This is a genomic window from Massilia sp. HP4, assembly GCF_005222695.1.
Lineage (GTDB): Bacteria > Pseudomonadota > Gammaproteobacteria > Burkholderiales > Burkholderiaceae_D > Telluria.
On the sequence record NZ_STGG01000017.1, the window covers coordinates 1 to 22,654 of the forward strand.

At 66.9% G+C, this 22,654-nt stretch carries 17 protein-coding genes; 6 read left to right on the top strand and 11 right to left on the bottom strand.

Going from position 1 to position 22,654, the window contains the following annotated elements; translation table 11 throughout:
* From E8M83_RS09260 to E8M83_RS09295, 8 genes are all read right to left on the bottom strand, one after another.
* On the bottom strand, positions 1-479 hold a 479-nt coding region (locus E8M83_RS09260; protein ID WP_137173080.1), incomplete at its 3' end, for a 2OG-Fe dioxygenase family protein.
* Positions 480-601: 122 nt separating this feature from the next.
* Entirely contained in the window at positions 602-1,393 is a 792-nt protein-coding gene (locus tag E8M83_RS09265) for a DUF2306 domain-containing protein (protein WP_137173081.1), read from the bottom strand.
* A gap of 75 nt (positions 1,394-1,468) precedes the next feature.
* Complete coding sequence (locus tag E8M83_RS09270) at positions 1,469-3,511, bottom strand: TonB-dependent receptor (RefSeq protein ID WP_137173082.1); 2,043 nt, start codon at positions 3,509-3,511, stop codon at positions 1,469-1,471.
* Between the two features lie 23 nt (positions 3,512-3,534).
* Positions 3,535-4,029, bottom strand: coding sequence for a DUF6702 family protein (locus E8M83_RS09275; protein ID WP_137173083.1), 495 nt, complete (start codon positions 4,027-4,029; stop codon positions 3,535-3,537).
* A complete protein-coding gene (locus E8M83_RS09280) occupies positions 4,026-6,389 on the bottom strand; it encodes a M1 family metallopeptidase (RefSeq protein WP_137173084.1) in 2,364 nt (787 codons plus the stop codon). Before E8M83_RS09280 ends, E8M83_RS09275 begins: the two co-directional genes overlap by 4 nt.
* A gap of 103 nt (positions 6,390-6,492) precedes the next feature.
* Positions 6,493-8,877 carry a M1 family metallopeptidase gene (locus E8M83_RS09285; RefSeq protein WP_137173085.1) on the bottom strand — a complete coding sequence of 795 codons (2,385 nt, stop codon included), beginning with the start codon at positions 8,875-8,877 and terminating at the stop codon, positions 6,493-6,495.
* A 121-nt stretch (positions 8,878-8,998) separates the two neighbouring features.
* The gene (locus E8M83_RS09290; RefSeq protein WP_137173086.1) at positions 8,999-10,177 is read right to left on the bottom strand and encodes a sensor histidine kinase KdpD; all 1,179 of its coding nucleotides are present in this window, start codon (positions 10,175-10,177) and stop codon (positions 8,999-9,001) included.
* A 71-nt stretch (positions 10,178-10,248) separates the two neighbouring features.
* Positions 10,249-11,307 (bottom strand): hypothetical protein, encoded by a 1,059-nt coding sequence (locus tag E8M83_RS09295; protein WP_137173087.1) that lies wholly within the window; start codon positions 11,305-11,307, stop codon positions 10,249-10,251.
* Between the two features lie 257 nt (positions 11,308-11,564).
* Here E8M83_RS09295 and E8M83_RS09300 point away from each other — a divergent pair, with 257 nt between their 5' ends.
* The 6 genes from E8M83_RS09300 to E8M83_RS09325 all read left to right on the top strand — a co-directional run bounded on the left by E8M83_RS09300 (position 11,565) and on the right by E8M83_RS09325 (position 19,745).
* Entirely contained in the window at positions 11,565-13,058 is a 1,494-nt protein-coding gene (locus E8M83_RS09300; RefSeq protein ID WP_137173088.1) for a hypothetical protein, read from the top strand.
* The gene (locus E8M83_RS09305) at positions 13,055-14,539 is read left to right on the top strand and encodes a hypothetical protein (protein WP_137173089.1); all 1,485 of its coding nucleotides are present in this window, start codon (positions 13,055-13,057) and stop codon (positions 14,537-14,539) included. The genes E8M83_RS09300 and E8M83_RS09305 overlap by 4 nt, the downstream gene beginning before the upstream one ends.
* A gap of 21 nt (positions 14,540-14,560) precedes the next feature.
* On the top strand, positions 14,561-15,034 hold the full coding sequence (locus tag E8M83_RS09310) for a hypothetical protein (protein ID WP_137173090.1): 474 nt from the start codon (positions 14,561-14,563) through the stop codon (positions 15,032-15,034).
* 19 nt (positions 15,035-15,053) lie between these two features.
* The gene (locus tag E8M83_RS09315; protein WP_137173091.1) at positions 15,054-18,716 is read left to right on the top strand and encodes a tubulin-like doman-containing protein; all 3,663 of its coding nucleotides are present in this window, start codon (positions 15,054-15,056) and stop codon (positions 18,714-18,716) included.
* Positions 18,717-18,724: 8 nt separating this feature from the next.
* A complete protein-coding gene (locus E8M83_RS26055; RefSeq protein WP_206077443.1) occupies positions 18,725-19,348 on the top strand; it encodes a hypothetical protein in 624 nt (207 codons plus the stop codon).
* 73 nt (positions 19,349-19,421) lie between these two features.
* The gene (locus E8M83_RS09325) at positions 19,422-19,745 is read left to right on the top strand and encodes a hypothetical protein (protein WP_137173092.1); all 324 of its coding nucleotides are present in this window, start codon (positions 19,422-19,424) and stop codon (positions 19,743-19,745) included.
* Positions 19,746-19,774: 29 nt separating this feature from the next.
* On the opposite strand, the gene E8M83_RS09330 is transcribed toward E8M83_RS09325, so the two are convergent.
* From E8M83_RS09330 to E8M83_RS09340, 3 genes are all read right to left on the bottom strand, one after another.
* A complete protein-coding gene (locus E8M83_RS09330) occupies positions 19,775-21,070 on the bottom strand; it encodes a HAMP domain-containing sensor histidine kinase (protein WP_137173093.1) in 1,296 nt (431 codons plus the stop codon).
* The gene (locus tag E8M83_RS09335) at positions 21,063-21,761 is read right to left on the bottom strand and encodes a response regulator transcription factor (protein ID WP_137173094.1); all 699 of its coding nucleotides are present in this window, start codon (positions 21,759-21,761) and stop codon (positions 21,063-21,065) included. Before E8M83_RS09335 ends, E8M83_RS09330 begins: the two co-directional genes overlap by 8 nt.
* A gap of 80 nt (positions 21,762-21,841) precedes the next feature.
* Positions 21,842-22,609, bottom strand: a complete 768-nt coding sequence (locus E8M83_RS09340; RefSeq protein ID WP_137173095.1) for a MipA/OmpV family protein — start codon at positions 22,607-22,609, stop codon at positions 21,842-21,844.
* Positions 22,610-22,654: the final 45 nt, after the last annotated feature.

A 22,654-nucleotide genomic window follows, 5' to 3' on the forward strand; every position in this document is an offset into this window, starting at 1 on the left:
GCACCCTCTGGCGTGGGCCGGCCGATGCCGTCGGCGGTATCGATGCGGAACTGGTGCGCCTCGACGAACCAGCGCTGCTGGCCGGCGACCGCCGAGCACACGCCGCCCAGCGCGCACAGCAGTTTTTCCCAGGCCGGATTGGCGATGGTGGCCGCTTCCATCGGCGCGAACAGGCGGTGCATGCCGCCATGCAGCGCGTTGTACTCGACCGGCTGCCAGTGCGCGCGGTGCGGCGTCTGGGCGAGCGTGCCGTCGTCGTCGATGAAGCAGGAGTGGCGGCGGCGGCGATAGCGGCCGCCATCCTTGAGGTATTCGTCGAGCTCGAGCCGGTCCCAGCTCGGCACGAGCGTGTCCAGCTCGTCGATGCCGCAGCCGGCCAGCCGGGCGACGTCGGTCGGGCGCAGGACGGCGTAACCGGTGCTGCGCAGTGCTTCCGTCAATTGCGACGGTTCGGTATAGGGGAGTTGCGGTGTAGTCATCCCGTTAGCGTAGCACTTTTCGTCTTTACGGGTGACCGCCCCCGCCGAACGACAGATGCGCTAAGAGCCTATCCCGGTAGGTGGGAGTCGCTCTTGCCGCGCCTACCGGGATAGGCTCTAAATCAGGCAAACAGCGGGGCCAGGCGGCGGCCGATATGCGGCAACCAGTAGGCATGGGCGAACAGCCAGGTCGCCGCCAGCAGCACCAGCACCAGCGCCACGATGCCGGCCTGGCCGAGCACCCGGCGCGGCATCGAAAGGGCCGGCTGCGCCTGGCGCCGGATGAAGTATTCGGCCACCAGCAGGTTCGGCACATAGAAGAAGAAACTCATCGTCATGTCGAACGGCCCGTCGAAGGTGGGGGTATGGCCGACCCCGCCCAGGCCTTTCAGCCAGATGCCGTAGTACATGCGGTACAGCCAGGAGCCGATCCCGAGCGCGAACAGGCGGATCGCCCAGGCGCGGTGCAGCTCGAGGCGGCGCGCGGCCGCATGGCGCCAGGCCTGCAGCGCCGCCAGCACGGTCAGCACGCCATACAGGCCGAAGCCGATTTCCATCACGATGCCGCCGACCGCGCCTTTCAGGGCCAGGTAGGCCAGGCCGCCGGTGCCGGCCAGCAGGGCCGAGACGAGGTAGACGCGGCCGGTCCAGCGGTGCAGGCGCGGATGGCGGGCGCGCAGGGAAGGGATGAATTGCAGGGGGCCGAGCAGCAGCACGCTGGAGCCGGCGATGAAGTGCATCCCGATCATCGTGGCGGCCGCGATCGAGCCGGGTTCGTAGAGGCGCGGCAGCACCTCGTTCCAGTCCTTCTCGAGAGTGCCGGCCAGGATCGCGCCGCCGTAGAAGGTGGCGATATAGATGCTGAAGATGCCGGTACTGAGCCAGACGATGGCGAGCAGGGAGCGTAGCGGCATGGCGGTCATCCCGAGAAGTCGAAGGATGACCTCATTACAGGCCGCGCGCCGCCAAATGTCAATGCCGGCCCGTCACTACCACTGCTTGACCAGGGTCAGGCGCAAGGAGCGCGGCTCGATCGGGTGGAAGTGCACGTCCGCCACCGGCGCGGTTTCGCCCTGCAGCTGCGATTCGTAGAAGTAATCGATGGCCGAGGCGCGCCGGTCGGTGAGGTTGAAGCCTTCCAGTTCCAGCCGCAGGCCGTTCGCCAGCCGGTAGCCGATGCGGCCATTGAGCGTCAGGCTCGCATTCGAGCGCACGCTGTCGTCTTCGATCAGCGGGCGCGGGCCGAACCAGCGCAGGCGCAGGGAGCCCGACCACGGGCCGCCCGGGTCCACCGTCACGCCCAGCTGGGCCACGCCTTCGATGGCGCCGGGTATCCGATCGCCGTCGAGGTTCTCGCCGCGCGAACGGGCGCGCGCCCAGGCTGCATCGAGGTCGATCGACAACCACTTGAGCGGGCGGTAGTAGTTCGAGAACTCGATGCCATGGCGGCGGCTCGGATCGCCCGCCTCGGTATTGCCGGCGTCGCCGATATAGGTCAGCTCGGAATCGAAGTCGAGACGGTAGATGGCCAGCGAGGTCTGCATCTTGGGGATCGCTTCGGTGCGTATGCCAAGCTCAACCCCGCGCGAGCGTACCAGGCCTGGTGTCGGATCGACCGCATCGAGGGTCTTCGGATCGACCGTCGCCACCGTGCCGCGCGCATCGTTGCTGTGAAAGCCATGCCCGTAGTTGGCATACAGCTCGGTCGACGCCCATGGTCCATAGACGACGTTCAGGGTCGGCGTGACCAGGGTGTCGTGCGCCTTGCCGGCATTGTCAAGCCGGTCGCCATCGACGCGGAAGCGGTAGTTGCTGGCGCGGACCCCCGCCACCGTGCGCAGCGCAGCGCTCCAGCGCGTGGCATGCTCGATGAAGACGGCGCCGCTGGTCTCGACGATGTGGTCTTCGCGCGTGGTCGCGATTCGCTCGCGCCGGCGCGTGTCGTACAAGCCATTGAAGATATTGTCGTTCTGGAGCTGCGCGCCCACCGTCAGGTCGGACGACAGCTCCGCGCTGCGGTGCATATGCCAGGTGTGGGTGGCGTCGATGCCGGTAGTGACGCGGCGGTCGGGCTGGGCGAACTGGTCGCCGTTCACCGGGTCGTTCAGAAAATAGGTGAAATTCGAGAACAGCTCGAGCTGGTTGCGGATCGCGTAGGCGCTGACTTTCGAGGCGGAGTCGGCGTCGGTGCGGCGCCAGATGCCCGACAGGCTGAACCGCCGCGCCTGGCCGCCATCGCTGTCGTCGACCAGGTCGTAGCGCCCGATGCGGCCGTCCTGCACCGCGCGCAGCGGGATCTGGTCGGTGGAGTGCCAATCGCCGCGATAGCCCATCGCGGTGACGCTCCAGCCATTGTTGGCGTAGCCGCGGCTGAACCGCAGCACGGCATTGAATTTGCGGTAGTCGTCCGGCCGTGTCCACGGGCCGTCGTTGTGCATCGCTTCCAGTGCGTACAGCAGGCTGCCGTCGGCCGCGTCCAGCGAGCCGGCGGCCATCGCGCGCCGGTAGCCATCCTGGCCCACGGTGGCCGAGGCGATATCCTTCACCAGGCGGTTGGCATAGGTGAGCGAGGCCACGCCGGCCGACGAGAAATCGCCTTCGCGCGCCGAGTACGGGCCCTTGCGGTAGTCGAGGCGGCCGACCAGTTCGGGGATCAGGAAGTTCAGGTCGGTCCAGCCCTGGCCGTGGGCGTGGCTGCGCTGGTTGACCGGCATGCCGTCGACCCAGGTCGCGAGGTCGGTGCCGTGGTCGAGGTTGAAGCCGCGCAGGTAGAACTGGTTGGCCTTGCCTTCGCCACTGTGCTGGCTGGCGATCAGGCCGGGCGTGACTTCGAGCAGTTCGCCGGGACGGTAGGCGATGCGGCCCGCCAGGTCCTTCGCGCCCGCGCTGCCGGCGCCGGCCGAGTCGGCGATGCCCAGCTGGCTGGCGCGCGCGCCTTCGACCAGCACGCGCTGGAGCTGGAAGTCGTCGGCATGGACGGTGGGCGTGGCGAACAGCGCGGCCAGCACGCAGGGAATGGGACGCAGGATCATGGAAAGCCTGGAAAAGGACTTTGTTACCGGGCCGGCTGCTCGAGCGCCTGGCGGTTGAAGGTGAGGGAACGCACGGCGCCGCCGGTGTTCAGGTTGACGGTGTTGACCTGCTCGGGCAGGAAGTCGATCAGCACGCCCTGGCGGATCGTGGCGGCGCGGGTGAGCGGCGTGTCCTCGATTTCCTGGTAGATGACGACGCTGTTGGCGTCGACCATCATGCCGATCCACTTGGCCGGCAGGCGCGTGGCGTCCTGGCCAGCGATCCAGAACTGGCGCTCGACGTATTTGCGCAGCACGTCCTGGTCTTCGGGGTCGGAGAGATCGAACTGGCGCTGGTACAGGTTCAGCAGCAGGGCTTCGATATCGTGGGCCGTGTAGGTGTGGACGATCTCGGTGCTGCCGGTGCGCTCGTTGTACGAGATGTCGGTCATGCCGAAGTGGAAGCGGTGCGCGCTGGCCGCTGTGCTTAGGCACAGCAGCAGGGCGACGCACAGCGCTTTCAAACCATGCAAGGTCATTGCGTCGCCTTCGGTGCGGCGGCGCCCTTCAGCGGCGTCAGGGAGTCACGCATCAGGTTATTGGGATCGCGCTCGGTCTTGAACAGTTCCAGGCGCGACGGCGTGGTCTTGCGCGGCCAGCTGTTATTGCTGGTGTCGATGTCGGCCGTCTCCCAGAACGGATCCTGGGTCAGGCCCACGATCGGCTCGTCGGTGACGAACAGCTTGGTGATCTGCTTCGGCGAATAGCGCCAGACTTCGGCCGGGATCCGCTCGGTGATCTTCTTGCCGCTTTTCAGTTCGATCTCGACGATCAGCGGCATCACCAGCCCGCCCTTGTTCGAAAAGTCGACCAGGGTCAGGTGCTTGCCTTCCTTGAGCAGCGCCTTTTCCCAGTCCTCCAGGCCGGCCATGGTTTCCTGGTACTTGTTGCGGTCTTTATTGGTGACCGTGAACTCGTCGTTCTCGTTGTAGAAGTCCTTCAGCTCCGGGTGGGCGTCGATGCGGCGCGCCATTCCCTTGTTGCGCTGGTCCATGATCGACACCGGCTCGCCCTTGGCGCGCTCGCGGCGGAGCGCCTTCTCGACGTCCGGATCCTGGCTGCTGACCGTGTACTCGGTGATGCCGTCGACGCTGATGTCCACGGCATCGGTGGTATAGAACCAGCCGCGCCAGAACCAGTCGAGGTCGGTGCCGGAAGCGTCTTCCATGGTGCGGAAGAAGTCGGCCGGTGTCGGGCGCTTGAACTTCCAGCGCTCGGCGTATTCCTTGAAGGCGAAGTCGAACAGCTCGCGGCCGAGGATGGTCTCGCGCAGGATGTTGAGCGCGGTAGCCGGCTTGGCATAAGCGTTGTTGCCGCGCTGGAGCGTCGATTCGGCATTGGTCATCACCGGCGCCTGGTTTGTGCTGCGCATGTACGAGACGATGTCGCGCGGCTCGCCGCGGCGCGCCGGATAGCCTTCTTCCCACGCCTGTTCGGCCAGGAACTGGACGAAGCTGTTCATGCCCTCGTCCATCCAGGTCCACTGGCGCTCGTCCGAGTTGACGATCATTGGAAAGTAATTGTGGCCGACCTCGTGGATGATCACGCTGATCAGGCCATACTTGGCGGCCTTCGAATACGTCACTTCGCCGGTCTTGGCGTCTTTCACCGGCCGGCGCCCATTAAACGACAGCATCGGGTACTCCATGCCGCCCACCGGGCCGTTGACCGAGATCGCGACCGGATACGGATAGTCGAACGAGTACTTGTTGTACTGCTCGATGGTGTGGATCACGGCCGGCGTCGAATATTTTTCCCACAGCGGATTCGCCTCGGCCGGGTAATAGGACATGGCCATCACTTGGCGCGGGCCGCTGTTGATGCCCTGCGCATCCCAGATGAATTTGCGGCTGGTGGCGAAGGCGAAATCGCGCACGTTCTGCGCCTTGAAGCGCCAGGTCCTGGTGCCGGTCGCGCGGCCTTTTTCATTGGCCTGCGCTTCGGCCTGGGTGATGATCATGACCGGCTTGCCGGCCGTGCGCGCCTGCTTGAGACGCTCGCGCTGGGCGGCGCTCAATACGTCGCCCGGGTTCTGCAGTTCGCCGGTGGACGCCACCACATGGTCGGCGGGCGCCGTGATCTGCACATCGTAGTCGCCGAATTCGAGCGTGAATTCGCCGTCGCCCAGGTATTGCGCGTTCTGCCAGCCGGCCGCATCGTAATAGGCGGCCATGCGCGGGAACCACTGGGCGATCTCGTAGATGTCGTTGCCGTCGTCGAAGCGCTCGAAGCCCATGCGGCGGCCCAGCACGTTCATCTCGGGGATATTGAAACTCCAGGCCACGTTGAACGACGTGCGCGCGCCGGGCTTCAGGGGCTGCGGCAGGTCGATGCGCATCATGGTCTTGTTGATCGTGTGCCGCAGCGGCTTGCCGTCGCTGCCGGTTACGCTGGCGATGTGGATGCCGCCGTCGAACTTGCGCGATTCGAGCGTCAGGCGCAGGGCGTCGAACTTGACGCCATCATTGCCGCGCGCCTGCCAGGCGTCGCGTGACGGCAGCGTCGAGATAGTGCGGTTGTCCGAATCGTTGCGGAACATGTTCTGGTCCAGCTGCACCCACAGGTAGGACAGGGTATCCGGCGAATTGTTATGGTAGGTAACGGTGCCGGAACCGGACAGCGAACGCTTGTTCTCGTCGATCGCGACCTGCAGCCGGTAGTCGGCGCGCTGCTGCCAGTACTTGTGCCCCGGCGCGCCGGCCGCGTTGCGGGTCTCGCCCGGCGTCGGCAGCAATTCTTCCAGTTGCCGGAATTTGTCGTCGAAGACCGGGCCGGCGGCGCTGGCGGAAGCGGAAAGAACGAGGGCGGCGAGGGTCGCCTGCAGGTGCTTGAGATTCATGTAAATGACAGCCAGAAGTAAAACACCGGCGGCGCGATGGCACCACCGGCGTAGGGTTGGCGGCTACGCCGCCGACGCGTTCAACAAGAAGCCAAGCCGACGATCACTCTGCCGAAGGCGTGTCCGCCTTCTCCTTGAGCTTGGTATTAGCATCGCGCATCAGATTATTCGGATCCCGCTCGGTCTTGAACAACTCGAGCCGCGACGGCGTCGCCTTCCGCGGCCAGCTATTGTTGCTGACGTCGATATCGGCAGTCTCCCAATACGGATCCTGGGTCAGCCCCACCATCGGTTCATCGGTCACGAACAGCTTGGTGATTTTGGTCGGCGAATACCGCCACACCTCGGCCGGAATACGCTCGATATATTTTTTGCCGCTCTTGAGCTCGATCTCCACCACCAGCGGCGTCACCAGCCCACCGATATTGGTGAAATCGACCAGGTACAGGTGCTTGCCTTCCTTGAGCAGCGCCTTCTCCCAATCCTCCAGGCCGGCCATCTTTTCCTGGTAGCGGTTGCGGTCCTTGTTGGTAACGGTGAAGTCGTCGTTCTCGTTGTAGAAGTCCTTCAGCTCCGGATGCGCATCGACCCGGCGGGGCAGAGCCTGGTTGCGCTGCTGGGTGACCGAGACCGGTTCTCCGGCGCGGCGCGCGCGCAGCAAGGCCTTCTCGACGTCGGGATCCTGGCTCGAGACCGTGTATTCGGTGATGCCGTCCACGCTGACGTCGACTGCGTCGGTGGTGTAGAACCAGCCGCGCCAGAACCAATCGAGGTCGGTGCCGGAAGCGTCTTCCATGGTGCGGAAGAAGTCGGCCGGGGTCGGGCGCTTGAACTTCCAGCGCTGCGCGTATTCCTTGAACGCGAAGTCGAACAGCTCGCGGCCCAGCACCGTTTCGCGCAGCACGTTGAGCGCGGCGGCCGGCTTGGCATAGGCATTGTTCCCGAACTGCAGCAGCGACTCCGAGTTGGTCATGATCGGCACCTGGTTACGGCTCTTCATGTAGTCGGCGATGCGGCGCGGCTCGCCGCGGCTGTCGGGCCAGTTCTCTTCCCACGCCTGCTGCGCCAGGTACTGCACGAAGGTATTCAGGCCCTCATCCATCCAGGTCCACTGGCGCTCGTCGGAGTTGACGATCATCGGGAAGTAGTTGTGGCCCACTTCGTGGATGATCACGCCGATCAGGCCATACTTGGTGCGCTGCGAATACGTGATCTCGCCGGTCTTCTTGTCCTTGCTCGGACGCGGGCCGTTGAACGAGATCATCGGGTATTCCATGCCGCCCACCGGGCCGTTGACCGAGATCGCGGTCGGGTATGGGTAGTCGAAGGAATACTTGTTGTACTGCTCGATGGTGTGGATGATCGCCTGGGTCGAATACTTCTCCCACAGCGGATTGCCTTCCTTCGGGTAGTACGACATCGCCAATACCTGATGCGGGCCGCTGTTGACGCCCTGGGCGTCCCAGATGAACTTGCGGCTCGAGGCGAACGCGAAATCGCGCACGTTCTTCGCCTTGAAGTGCCAGGTCTTGCTGGCGCCGGTGCCAACTGCGCTGCGCGCCTTCTCGGCGGCTTCGGCTTCGGCCTGGGTCACGATGATCACCGGCTTGTTCGCCGTGCGCGCCTGCCTGAGGCGATCGCGCTGGGCGGCAGTGAGTACGTCGCCCGGGTTCTGCAGCTCGCCGGTCGAGGCGACCACGTGGTCGGCCGGCACGGTGATGCGCACGTCGTAGTCGCCGAATTCGAGCGTGAATTCGCCCGCGCCCAGGAACTGCTTGTGCTGCCAGCCATAGACGTCGTAGTAGGCGGCCATGCGCGGGAACCACTGGGCGATCTCGAACAGGTCGTTGTTGTCGTCGAACTTCTCGTAGCCGGCGCGCCCGCCCAGCACCTTCTGCTCGTTGATGTTGTAGCGCCAGTCGACGCTGAACGTCACGCGCGCGCCGGGTTTCAGCGGCTGCGGCAGGTCGATCCGCATCATCGTCTTGTTGATGGTGTGCGGCAGGCGGCGGCCGTTCACATCCTTGACGGCCAGGATGTCGAAGCCGCCGGGGAAGGTGCGCTGCTCGAGCAGCGTGCGCAGGCCGTCAAATTTCAGGCCGGTCTGCGCGGTGGCGCCGGTCCAAGCGCCGCGCGAGGGCAGGGTGGCGCCCTGGCGCGCGTCCGACCCCGGCTTGTAGATGTTCTGGTCCAGCTGCAGCCACAGGTACTTGAGCGTATCCGGGGAATTGTTATGGTAGGTCACCGTGCCGGCGCCGGAGAGCGCGCGCTTGCTTTCGTCGAGCGTGGCGCGGATCGTGTAGTCGGCGCGCTGCTGCCAGTAGGCGTGGCCCGGCGCGCCGGAGGCGGTGCGCACCGCGCCGGGCGTCGGCAGCAGCTCGTCGAGCTGGCGGAATTTGTCGTCGAAGGGTGCGGCCGCGTGCGCCGGGATGGCGAACGCCGAAGCGGCGAAGCATAGCGCTGCCACGCCTATGGGCAAACGGAACATGGTTCCCCTGGGTTTTTAGTTGATATTAGAAAAGAATTCTAATCCTGATACACATCAACTGCTTAAGGTATTTGTAAAAATATTGAAACATGCGCATCGCGCATAACCATGGGTGTGGTGCTCATAAGCCGAGCGGCATGGTGAAATTGAAGGCGATCCATCCATCGCGCGATGTGACGCCGATCGTCCCGCCATGCCCCTGCGCAATCTGGTCGACGATGTACAGGCCCAGTCCCAGGCCGTCGTCCCTGCTGCGCGAGCGGGCGCGCCAGTAGGGTTTGAACAGTTGCGCGATGACGTCGCGGCCCAGGTCCGGCCCCTGGTTGCGCACCTCCAGCACAAAACGGCTGTCGTCGATGTCGACCCGTACCTCGATCGGACACCCTTCGGCGCCGTGCACCAGCGCGTTCTTGAGCAGGTTCGACAGCAGTTGCGCCAGGCGCTGGGGATCGCAGTGCAGGGTCAGGCCGCGCGCGATGCTGCTGGCGATGGCGCGACCGGGATACACGCTGCGCAGCTCGTCGATCACCTGTTCCAGCACCCGGTCGACGTCGGAATGGCGGGCCATGTCGAGCGCCAGGCCCGACCCCATGCGCCCGCGCGTGAAATCGACGACGTTATCGACCAGTCCGGACATGCGCAGCGCGCTGCCACGCATCCGCTCCACTACCTGGCGGGTCATCGGGTCATCGTGGCGCCGCGCCAGCAGCTCGGCGCCGGTGAGGATCGCCGAGAGCGGCGTGCGCAGGTCGTGGCCCAGCACGGCGATGAACTGTTCGCGCAGCTCCGCGGTGTCGCGTTCGGACAGCAGCGCGCTGCGGGCCGCGCTCAGCGAGCGCTCCGTTTCGAGCTGGCGCGACACCAGTTCGGCAAACAGGGTCAGGGCGGGGATGGTAGGACCGTCGCTCAGCCGGGCCGGTTCCGGATCGAGACCGCACAAGGTGCCGAAATAAAAGCCGTCGGGGCGGAAGATGGGGATCGAAAAATAGCTCTGGAAGCCGTAGATGCGCGGAGTATGGTGATCGCGGTAGCATGCGCTGTCGCGCACGCAGTCGATGACGACCGCCTGCCGGGAATCGCGCACTTCCTCGCACAGCGTGGTAGTGACGTCCAGCGCCGCGCCGGGGGCGAGGCCGAATCCCAGGCGGTCATGTACCGCGCAGGCGGTCCAGCTGCTGGCGGTGACGTGGGCGATGCAGACGAAGCGCAGGCCGGTCAGCGCGGCAACGGTTTCCAGCATCCGCGGCACGGCGGCGATGGCCTGGATTTCCCTCACATGACTCGATAGCGAGTCCGGCATGATGGGCTCCCGTTTTACAATCGGCCATCATACCACGCGATTGCCCCGCGCCAGGCCAACCCAGGCCGGCATCAGGCCAGCCAGCGCCCGTCTTCGTACACCCGCTCCTGGCCCAGGTAGACCGCGTCGGTCACCGCGAACACGTCGATGTGGTAGCGCGCATCCTTGCGCTTGAAGCCGGGCTTCGGGTACACGCCATGCTTGGCGCCGAGCGACAGGTGGATGCCGCACATGCGCTCGTAGGTACCGATATCGTCGACCCGCAGTTCGCGCGTGAAGGCGCGGTTCAGGCCGAAGCCCAGCTCGCGCACCCAGACTTCGCCCTCGTCCGCGCGAATATTGTCCAGCACCTGCTGGAAGGCCGGCGTCGCGTTCTCGGTATCGACCACGCGGCCGCCCTCGATCACCAGGGTCACCGGCACCTCGGGGCGGTTGGAGCGGTAGCTGGTGTCGCCGAACACGTGGATCTGCACCCGGCCATGCACCGCTTCCAGGTCGAGCGCTTCGGTGAACACTTCGCCGATCGGGAACTGGCCGCCGACGTTCTTCATGTCGCTGTAGTCGCCGATATTGAGCTTGGCCGGCTCGAACGGCGAGGCGAAGGTGAGCGTCTCGCCGCCGCCGACCACGCGGCCATGCGGCGCGCGGTCGATGCGCTCCTTGAGCGCACGTCCCGTGCCCCTGAAGTACGCCGGGTCGTAGGCCAGCGCATCGATGTAGTGCTCGCCCTGGATGCCCGGCATGCGCGACAGGTGCACGTGCTCGATCACTTTCAGGTCGAGCTTGAACAGCTCGACCCGCATGCGAAAGCCGTCGAGGCGGAAGTTCGACGACTGCAGCAGCACCACCAGCTCGCCCGCCGCCATGGTGCGAAAGGCCGCCAGTACAGCGTCTGGCGCCACGGCATCGAAGTCGACGAAGGTGGCTTGCGGCAGGTTGCGCCGGTAGGCGTCGAGCAGGGCGCGCGAAAGGCCGGTGCGGGTGTCGTACACCACCAGCGCCTTGTTCCCGGGCCCGTGTTCGAGCGCGATCGTCAGCACATCGGCCAGATGCCGGGTGGCGGCATCGACGGCGTGCATGGGAAGGTCGTCGTGGTCGTGGTCGTGGGAGTCGGCAGCGGCAGCGGTCATGGCGGAATCGGGAAGCGCAACAAAAAGGTGGAACGGCAGGCGGCCATTATACGTACGTCAGGCGAAAGCTCCCGTCCAGCCAGGCCATGAGCCCGCTTTCAGCTCACTTATTGATCCGTCCGGGATCGCACCGCGCTACCTCGTGAACGGCGCGCCGCGGGACAGTTCGCGGAGCTATCATTTGAGCAATAGCAAGGACAACGGAGCGGCCTGTGGGTCGTGTTTCGACAAATCATATGGCCGAGCGAAAGGCAGCAATGACGTACCGATGGGAAACGCCTGCCAGCATCTGGCACGAAGACGACAAGAGCGGCGAATTTTCGCTGCTCGCCAGCGAGGGCCTGGGGCCGGTCGACTGGCAGGGCCGTGCGCGCCAGCGCCTGCCCGACGTCGCCCACGTGCTCGGCGCCTCGCTGCCCCTCGATTGCCGCTGCGCGCCGATCTATCCCGAAGGTTTCGCCTATTGCCCGCGCTGCGGGCGCCCGCTGCTGCGCCTGGGCGGCACCCCGGCGCGCACACGCGGCTGGTGGGGACCGGGCGCCGACGACGTCCTGCCGCGTCACGTGCCGCATGGCTTGCCAGTGACCTCGACGCCGCTCGGCGACAGCCTCGAAGAACGGCCGGCCGCCCCCGCGCCGGGCCGCTGCGACCTGACGATACCGGCGCCGCCCAATGCCTGCTCGGTATTCGCCGCCGCCGGTTTCGGCTTTCCCGGCGAACGGCTGCTGGCGCTGGCGCACACCCGCGGCGTGCTGCAATACTGGGATCCGCTGGGCGGCAGCTGGCATGTGCTCACACCCGAGGCAGGCGCCGCCAGCCTGGTGTTCACCGCGTCCAGCCATACGTGGATTGCCGCGCTGGAGCCGCGCCGCGGCGAGGCCGGCGTCGTGCCTGGCCTCGATGGCTTGCAGCGGATATGGATCGACCCGGTCAGCGAAACCTATCGCACCGAGAGCGTGCTGGCCGCGCCCATCGTGGCGGCGCCGGGCCTCATGCGGCGCCATCTTGCTTGCCTGGCCGGGGGCGACGACGGCGTGCGCCTGTGGAGCCTGCGCCTCGACCTGGACGAGGTGCACGAATATGCCTGCGTCGATGCGCCGGCGGCCGGCTGGAGCCGCCCGCTTGGCTACGACGGCCGGCTGTTCTGGCTGCACGCGCAGGGACAGCTGGCGTGGCGGCCGGGCGAGGCGCCGCAGTTCACGCCCTGGCCGCTGCACTGGCAGCCGCGCCTGGACTTCGGCGGGCCGACGCAGAGCCGCGACGGCCGCCTGTGGCAGATCGGGCATGACGGCCAGGGTTATTCCTACCTCGAACTCGGCGCCGGCCTTGAACACCTGCCGGCGCGCATGGCGATCGACGGCGCGCGCCTGGGCTTCGCCAATTTCCTGTTCCGGCGCGGGCATCCGGTACTGGACGAACCCTGGTCGAACGAGCACGTCGAAGACCCGCACCACGACGACACCCTGGTGCTGCCGCTGCTGCGCAGCTTTAACAATAACCGCAGCCAGCCGAGCGGGCTGGTGCTGCGCTTCCACAAGGCCAACTTCCGTGCCGAGGAAGCGCTGGGCGACAGGATCATCCCGCGCGCCACGGTGGAATGGATCGGGCGCCGCAACGTGATCCTGGACGAGATCGCGCGCCTGTCGCGGCCACTCGAGTGCGTGCCGGTGGTGGCGGGCGGCTGCCTGTGGCTGCACCACCCCGACTGGAACCAGATGCGCGGCTGGCGCCTGGACGAGCTGGCGCGATGAGGACCGTCGCGCGCCCGCTGTCGGCGGCCCTGCTCGCTTGTGCTTCCATGTGCGCGCAGGCGGTCCCTCACGTCTTCCTGGTGCAGAACTCGGGCTGGATGGAGCCGTTCTACAGCGACCCCACATCCCCGTTCAAGCCGCTGGTGGCGGCGCTGGCGGGCAGCGTGGTGCAGCCGGGCGAGGCGCTGGTGCTGGCAAGCTTCAATCAAGCCCGGGACGGAGCGCCGTCGCCGCGCGCGCTGCTGTCATTCAAGGCCGGCGAAACGCCGGTGCGCGCCCGCGTGGCCCAGGCCATCGCCGACCTGGATACCGCAACAAAGCCGGGCGGCACGGCGCTGGCCGACACCGACCTGGGCGAAGCGGTGCGCGCCGCGACCGGGCAGGTGCTCAAGGGCCGGGCCGGCATCGTGTGGCTGGTGACGAACAACCGCAACAGCCCAAACAACGACCAGGCCACGGCCACCCGCAACCGCGAATTCTATGCGCTGATCCACGGCGGCGATGCGATCGCCAAGGCGCTGGCCTTCCCGCTGCGCATGCCGGTACAGGGAAAGCACTACAGCGCGAACGGCCTGATGGTGTATGCCTTCGCGGTGGGCGCCGAAGGCGCGGCGGCGCTCGACGCGCTGCTGGCGTCGGGACGCATCGCCCAGGTGATCACCGAACCGCCGGCGCGCCTCAAGCCGCTCGACCGCGACACGGTGAAGCTGGCGCCGCGCCGCGTCGTCAATGCGCCGGGCGTCTCTTTCGCCAGCGCGGGCGGCGTGCTGCGCGCCGACGTGGCGCCCGATGCACGCACGCCGCAGGCGCGCATCGAGTGGAACCTGGAAAACACGATGTACCCCTACACGATCGATGCGGCCACCCTGAGCGCGCGCTCGACCCTGGCCGGCGAGAGCCGCCCGATCGCGCTCGATACGAAGCAGGTGCGCGCGCTGGCGCCCGGCCAGCCGGCGCCGCTGGGCTCCAGCATGGCGCTGCCGGTGGCGCAGATCCCCGACAAATGGTCGCTGGCCGCGCTCAGGTCGGCCGGTTCCGCCTACGTGCTGCCGGGCCGCATCGAGCTGCACCTGGCCGACCAGAAGCTGGTGCTGTCGCAGGCCTTCCGCCAGCGCATGGCGGCGCTGTTCCCGGGTGACCCGCTGCCCGACATCTTCATTCCGCCGGCGCGGGTACAGGCGTCGACGGCGGTGCTGCCGGTCGAGGTGCGCGTTCACTATGGCATGGGGCCGATGCTGGCGCTGGTGGGTGGCTTGCTGGCGCTGCTGGCGGCGCTGGCGGCTGCCGCCTGGGCCTGGGCGCGTCCGCGCACGGCGCAGGTAGTCGTGGACGAAGAAGTGCGTACCTTGCGCGGCCGTCCCGGCACCACCCAGCCGGTGCATGACCGCCACGGCGAGACGGTTGCCCAACTCAAGACCACGCTGTTCGGCCATCGCCTGCTCGATGTGCGCGAAGGCGCGCAAGTGCGGCTTGGCCGCTGATAAAAAAGGAAGGAAGACTCCATGCAGGCAACCCAGCCACCAACTGATGCTCCATCCCCCGCCGATCCCGGCTTCAAGCTGCCCGAGGAATCGGCCTCGCCGCAAGACTCGTTGCCGCGCACGCTGCCAGGCACCGCCACCCGCCCGGTCGAGGTGATGCCGGTCGACCCCTACGCCGGGCGCCCGCATTCCTTGCCAGTGGCCGACACCTCGGACCGCGACCTGGCGATCGGCGGCATCGTGTTCTTGATCCTGATCAGCGTCTACTTCTTCGTGCGCGGCGCCTATGTGCACCACCTGGTACGCAAGCGCGTGGCGCCTTCCTCGGCCGGCAATGCGGGCTGGCTGCTGTTCGTCGGCCTGGGCTTCCTGTCGGCGGCGGCGGTGCTGGCCATCATCAACGCCAGCCGCTTCCTGACCTTCGCCGTGACCGGCCCGCTGGTGGCGGTGGGGCTGGTGGCGCTGGTCGCTTCGCTGTTCATCGGCCGTCGTTAAAAAAGGGAGTCCCCACACCATGGCAGAAATCCCGAACCCTTCCAGCATCAATGCCCGCCCGGCCGAACTGAAGGTCGACCTGCGGCCGACCTTGTTCATCGGCGCCGGCGGCACCGGCATGGAAGTCATGATGCGCATCCGGCGCCGCATCCTGTCGGCGGTCTGGAACCGGCGCCATCCGACCCGGGTCGAATCGATCGCCGATTTCCCGGTGGCGCGCTTCCTGCACTTCGACCTCGACAACAATGCCGTCATCGATGAGGGAAAATCGCAGCGCACCGATCCCTGGTACGAGCTGGTGCGTCTTAGCGAAGAAGAACGCCTGGTCGAACCGCTCGACCTGCCGCAATACCACGAGTCAGACGACAGCCTGGCGCGCTTCCCGTTGATCGAGAGCTGGATGCCGCTGCGGCCCAAGAAGCTGCGTTCGCTGGGGATCGACCCGTCGAAAGGCGCAGGCCAGATCCGCGCGCTGGCGCGGCTGTATTTGTTCGACAAGTATCCGAAGCTGCGCGGACGGATCAAGGGCGCCCTGAATTATCTGAGCAGCAATGCCGGTATCGAGCGCAAGGAGAATTACCAGCGCCTCGGGCTGCAGGTCGATACCTCGAAATTCAGGATCGTCGTCATCGCATCAAGCGCCGGCGGCACCGGCGCGGGCAGCGTGCTCGATCTCGGCTGGCTGTCGAAGGCGATCGCGCGCCAGGAAGTGTCCGACAGCCAGGTCGACCTGGTGCTCTTGATGCCGTCCGGTTTCGCCAAGGCCAACAAGGAACGCACCGAGGCGAATGCCTACGCGACGCTGATGGAACTCGAGACCGCGATGCGCGACATGAACGCCAACGTCGCGTGGATGGACCCGGACAGCATCGCGGGCCGCGGCGCGCCGTTCGACGACGTGTACTTCGTCGATACGGCGAACCTGGCCAACAAGGCCACGCTCGACGTCAAGGACGTCTACCAGATGGTGGCCGACACGCTGTTCGAAGATTTCGCCTCGGCCGATTTCGCCAACCGCAAGCGCTCGGTGGCGGTCAACCAGCAGCAGCACAAGCTGGGGCCGTACAACCCGCGCGTGCCCGAGGCGCGTTTCGGCGATATGCGGCTATCGTATTCGAAGGTGTTTTCCAGCTTCGGCCAGTCGGTGCTCGATACCCAGCAAAGCCTGCACGAGGATATCCGCGCCTATGAGCTGGCGGCGCTGATGGTCAAGGCGTTCTTCGGCCTGGCGGGAAGCGATGGCATAGGTGGCAACAATGCGGCGCGGCGCGCCGGCGACGCCGAACGCGATGTCTTCATGCGCGAACAGATGGAGATGGCCGAGAGGCCGTTCGACGAATTCCCCGACCTGCGCAAAGGCTCGGTCGACGTGACGCCGTTCACCGAATATGCGCTGACCAATGCATTGCTGCTGGACCGCGACGGCCGCTCGCTGCTCGAGCGGGTCGAGAGCCGCGTACAGATCGAGATGGACCGCATCATGGCGTCCTATGACATCAAGCTGTGGCGCGAAAAGGTGTCCGAGCTGCTGCCGCAACTGGAACGCGACGCGATCCGCGAAGCCGGCGCCACCGCGGAGACCAGCGAAGACCGCATCAAGCGCCATACCGACGAACTGTCGAATCGCCTGAAGGGCAGGGTGCGCGAGCGCCTGTACGCCCTGCTCGACGACCGCCGCCAGGGCGGCCTGGAATTCGTGCTGTCGCTGCTCGAACAAGTCAAGGCCCGCCTGCTGCAGCGCGACCTGGGCCATGCCGAACGCAATGGCCGGCGCTACCGTGATATCCGCGATGCGCTGCGCACGCGCCAGGTCGGGGAATCGCTGAACAACCTGGGCCAGGCCGCCGGCCGCCTGTTCGGCAAGGAGCCGCAGGCGCGCGAAGTCATGGGCCACCTCAAGCGCGACCTGGCCGACTACCTGCGCTTTCATTTGCTGGCGGTTGCCGCCGGCCAGTCGATCGAGGTGATGCGCACGATGTCGGCCTGGCTGGGCGAACCGCAATCGACCGACGAACAGGGCCAGGCCCAATGGAGCGGCATCGCTGGCGAATTCCAGGAAGGCCGGCGCGCCGTGCAGGCGATGCTGGGTGCGGTGGACCAGCGCATCGGCCAGTTGCGCGCCGACGCCCGCCAGGAGCATGCGACCACGATCAAGCTCGGCGTCGAGACGGCGCCGGCGCCGGTTCGGTTGACGGGCGACACCAGCATCTGGAGCGAGGAAGTGCTGCTCGAATTCGGCGGCTCGGCGCGCCTGTTCCCGCAGCTGGGCGACGAGCGCCTGCGCGACGAGCTGCTGTTGAAACTGTTCCGGCGCGCGCAACTGCAGTTGTCGAGCCAGGGCTTGGAACAGCAGTTGACTCAGCAGGAACTCGTCGATCCGCTGCTCGAGCGCTTGTCGGGCCTGTCGCCGCAGGAACGCCAGCGCATCTTCGCCGAGTGGATCCGCAGCGCCATGCCGTGGGTGAACGCACGCTTCTCGGCCGAGTTCACGCCGAACGCCGACCAGTTCAAGTGCTTCATCGGCGTGGGCGATCCGGTCGCCTGGCGGCGCATGGAGGCCGAGATCCGCGCCGCCGTGCCCACCGGGTATTTCCATGGCGAGCTGGTCTCGATCGTCAACACCGGCGTGAGCGGCAGGGCGGTGTGCTATATCGAGCTGTCCGGCTATCCGATGACGGTGCTGCGCGGCCTGCCGACCTGGCGCGCCTCTTACCAGATCGAGAACCCCAAGATCCCGACCCACCTGCATTTCGACGCTACGCGCTTTCGTCATCCGATCTCGCCGTCGATGGACGAGCTGGGACGGCTGGCCGACGACTACGAGTGGTATCTGCAGGCGATCGCGCTGGGCGTCATCCGGCGTAAGCCCGAGCTGGGCGACCGCGAGGCTGCGTTCCAGCCGCGCGGCCAGTACCTGTTCGAGGTCGAACCGGGCTCCGGCGAATGGCTCCAGATCGGCAATGAGTTCGCGATCCGCTCCAACGGCTTGCCGCCGTATTACCGCGAAGGCGTGATCGCGGCGGTGCAGGCGCGCCTGGCGGCCCTCGGTCCGCAGCGGCTGGTGTTGCTGGCGGCGCTGATGCGCCACTACCAGCTGCGCGTCTACGAACCGCGGCTCGAAGTCGACGAGACCGGCGCCCAGCTGCCGTCGCCATCGCTGCCGAACATCACCGCGCGGCGCCTCTATGACAGCTGGATCCGGCGCGCGCAGGCGGCCGACCCGGGCCTGCAGCCGGCGCGGATCGAAGCCTTGCTGGGTCATGTCGAACGCTGGACCGAGACCGTGCCGGGCTCCAGCCAGGATGCCTACAACTGGGAAGTCGAGCGCGCGGTCGACAAGCGCGTGATCCTGCCCGCACTGCTGGCCGACGAGGCAGCGGCGGCGCAGGCCCTGGCGCCGCGCCCGGCGCATGTCGCGCCGCCGCCGCTGCCGGCCACGGCGCCGCGCTTCAAGCTGTTCGTCGGCGGCTTTCAACGCGGGCCATTCACGGTCGACGAGATCGCGCAGCAGGCCGCGCGCGGCGAGATCGACCATGCCACCCGCGCCTGGGACATGCGCTGGCATCCGAAGATCGGCAAATGGAGCACGGTGGGAGAGCTGCCGGAACTGGCGGCGGCGCTGGGTGGAACGCGGGACGAAGGGATACCCGATCCCGACGACGGCGTGCCGGATCCGGGTTAAGGATGGGTATGGAGCAAGCCCAGTCCAGCCATCGCTGCGTGAACGTCGGCTGCGGACGCGCCTTTCCGCGCCGGGTGGATTTCTGTCCCTGGTGCGGCACGGCGCAGGTGGCGGTGAAGGCGGCCATTGCGCCAGTGCCGGCGCCAGTCCCGGATAAACGCCCCGAGCCCGTGGTCGTTCCGCCGCCGGCGCCACCGCCACCGGTCGCGGCCAAGGCCGCGCCACCGCCACCAGTCGCGGCCAAGGCCGCGCCGCCGCCAGCGCCACCAATGCCGGCCCCCGCGGCGCCACCCGTTCGCCCCAGCGCCCCGCCGCGGCCGGCCGCAGCCGCACGCAAGCCGATCCGCCTGCGCTGGTGGCTGATCGCGCTCGGCATCCTGTGGCTGGCCTGGATGCTGACCAAGCCGACCGAGGCACGCATCGAACGCCGCATGGGCACGGCGATCGCGCTGGCCAAGGAATGCAAGCCGAAAGACGCGCAGGACGAGCTGATCGCGCTGCGCAAGACGCGCGCCAGCGAACAGCAACTGCGCAAGGTGCAGGATGCGCTCAATGCGGCGGCTGCCGCCTGCACGCGCGAGGAACGGCGCCGGCGCAGCCATCCGCTGGCCGATCCGAAGCGCGGCGGCTGACCTTGTAAGGACATCCATGCCGCACGGCCCGGTGTATCATTCAAGGCGTTGAGAAAACCGCAAGAGGTGGAGAATGAAGGCAAGCATGACCAAGGCGCTGCTGGTGCCGCTGGTGCTCCTGGCGCTGGCCGGCTGCAGCCGCGACGAGGACGGCGCCGGCCCGGCCGAGCGCATCGGCAAGGCACTGGACGAGGCCAACGCCAAGGTGAGCGATTCGGTGCAGGACGAACTGGCCAAGGTCGACGATGCGGTCGACGATGCCCGCAACAAGGTCGAGGACGCGACCGAGGAAGCCAGGCGCGGCCTGGACCGCGCCGCCGAGGAAGTCGGCAAGTCGGTGGAACGCGCCGGCGAGAAAATCCAGGAGAAAGCGGACGAGATCGGTGACGACGACTGACCGTCGACCGATCCCGGGAGGCAGTGAGGTCAGGTAAACGTCATTTCCGCCAGCGTGCCGTGCGCGGGGTCGGACGATATGCTGAGCGTCCACCCGAAGCGCTCGCACACCCGCCGCGTCAGGAACAGCCCCAGGCCCTGGCCGCCGCCCTGCTTGGCCGACTTGCGCAGCGCCTGCGTGTAGCGCCGCGCGGCGGCGACCGTGTCGAAACCTTCGCCGCTGTCCTGGATGCAGAGGCGCCCCTCCATCAGCTTCACCCGGATCGCGCCCTGGTAGCTGTTCTCGGCCGCATTGCGCAGCAGGTTGCCCACCACGATGCGCGCGATCGCTTCCGGGCTGTTCACCGTCAGGGGCTCCAATGCCTCGACCACGAAGTGCGCGCTCTTGCCCTCCAATAGGTGCTGGTGGTCGTCGATCAGCGCCATCACCAGTGAATCGAGGCGCGTGGTTTCCACTGGCGCCTTGCCGTCTTCGCGCGACAGGAACAGCAGCGCCGCCATGATCTCGGTGAGGTTCTCGACCGTCGAGGCGATGCGCGCCAGCGGCGCGTCCGCCGCCGGTGGCAGCTCGTGCAGCCTGAGCACGTCGACAGCGCCGGCGATGACGGCGATCGGCGTGCGGAATTCGTGGCTGGCCTGGTCGAGCAGGCTGCGTTCGCGCTCGATGAAGCGCTCGACCCGTTCCAGGTGGCCGTTCACGATGACGGCGATGTCGTGCAGTTCGCTCAGGGCGAAGTCGGTTGCCAGGCGCTGCGACGGCTGCTCGGGATCGAGTTCTTCCATGCGCTGGGCCAGCACGCCCATTGGCCGGTGCAGGCTGCGGTAGACCCAGGCGATCGAGCCGGCGATCATCGCGCCGCTCAGCACCGCGATCAGTGCGCTGACCATGCCCAGGGTGTTCTGGTAATCCTCGAGTTCGGTGATGTCGACCGCCATCACGATGCGTTCCCCGCCGTTGACCTGCGTGACCAGCACCGCATGGCTGCGGTCCGATTCGTAGCTGTCCATCTGCTGCTCGTCGTAGTAGCCGGGACGCAGCCTGGCGAAACAGGCGGGCATGTCGGCCGGTATCGCCGTATCGTCCAGGCGCCAGCCCCGGATCCGGCCTGTCGCCGGCAACTGCATGCCCGGCGCCAGCCTGCCATCGGCGACATACTGGGCGGTACTCGACCTTAACAGTTCTTCCCACAGCGGATGCACGATCAGGTTCTGGCTCAGGTTGCCCTGGACGGCCAGCCCGAGCGCCATGAGCAGGCCGAACAGGACGAAGACCGCGCTGATCTTGCGCTGCAGGCTGGACATGCGCGGCAGTAGGCGTTCACTCATCGCTCAGTCCCAACCGATAGCCGCTGCCTGCGATGGTCTTGAGCAGCTTGCGTGGCGCGTCGCCGTCGACCGCCTTGCGCAGCATGTGCATATGCGAGCGCAGCACGTCGTTGTCGGGCACGTCGTCCTTCCAGATCAGGGTTTCCAGTTCTTCGCGCCGCACCAGGCCGGGCGAGCGGCGCATCAACAGTTCCAGCAGCTGGCGCCGCACCGGCGTCATCGCCAGCGTCTTGCCGGCGCGGCTGACTTCGAGCGTGCCGAGGTCGAAGCGCAGGTCGGCCACTTCCAGCACCTGCGACTCGGCCACGGCGCCGCGCGTGCGCTGCACCAGCACCCGCAGGCGCATTTCGAGTTCGGCCAGCGCCACCGGCTTGACCACGTAGTCGTCGGCGCCGGTCAGGAAACCATGCAGCTTGTGCTCGAGCTGGTCCCTGGCGGTGAGGACGATCACCGGTATCCGCGATTTCCTGTCCTGGCGCAGGCGGGCCAGCATCGTCATGCCATCCATGCGCGGCATCATCCAGTCGAGCACGATGGCGTCGTAGCGATTGATCGCAAGCAGGCCCAGGCCCGACTCGCCGTCCGGCGCGGCGTCGGGCTGGTGCCCGCAGGCTTCCAGGTAGTCGTAGATGTTCGCGGCCAGGCCGGCGTTGTCTTCGATGATGAGAATGCTGAGTGGCTGCTTGGTCATCCTGGGCGCTACCGAATGTCGGTTGAATCGGGCGGACCAGTATCGCATCAAACCTGCGCGACCGGTCCGCGGGCACATGCTCAGAAACCGCGGCTCAAGCCAATGAAGGCCGATACCGAGCCGTCCTTGTCCTTCTCCACCAGCGGACTGTCGGACAGCCTGGTCGGCAGCTTGCGGTAGGCGACGTTGCCGATGAAGACCCAGTTGCCGGCAAACGGGCGCATGACGTCGACGCCGATGCGCGCCACGGCGGCGCTGCCCGGCTGGTAGCTGGCGACACCGCGCGCCACTTCTTCCGGCAAGATGCCGTAGTAATAATTGGCCAGTTTCTTCGACAGGTGCGAAACGCCCACATTGGGCGAAATCCGCGTGGCCCCCCACTGGACCGGATAGGAGTACGTGAGGTTGGCCTCGTAGCCCTTGCTGGTACTGGTGATGTCGCCCTTGACGCCCAGGTCGAGCTGGCCCATCGCGCCGCGCCAGCTGCCGGCCAGGCCCAGGTCGAAGGCGTCGTCGCGGTCTTCGAGCAGGGCGCGGTCGATGCCGCGCCCGGCCAGTTCAGGCACGCCGAAATCGTCCCTGTCGATGCCGTCGAAGCGGGCCGACAGGGTTGCGTCGAGCGAGAAGCCGCCGCGCTTGACGAGATGGGCGCCGCCGCTAATGCCGCGCCAGTAGAAACGCTCGCCCTGGTACGACACCAGCGGGAAGGGCGTGACGCGCGTGCCTTCGCCGGCATATACCGAGTCCGAGACGGCGGCGCCGAAGCCCAGGCCCCAGCGCGGCGGCTGCTGCGCATTGGCCAGGCCCGAGGCGGCGAGGAGAGAGGCGAAAAGAGAGATGAGCTTCATGGATGGTCCTGTCGATGGTCGCTGGGTGAATGGCTGCACTATGCG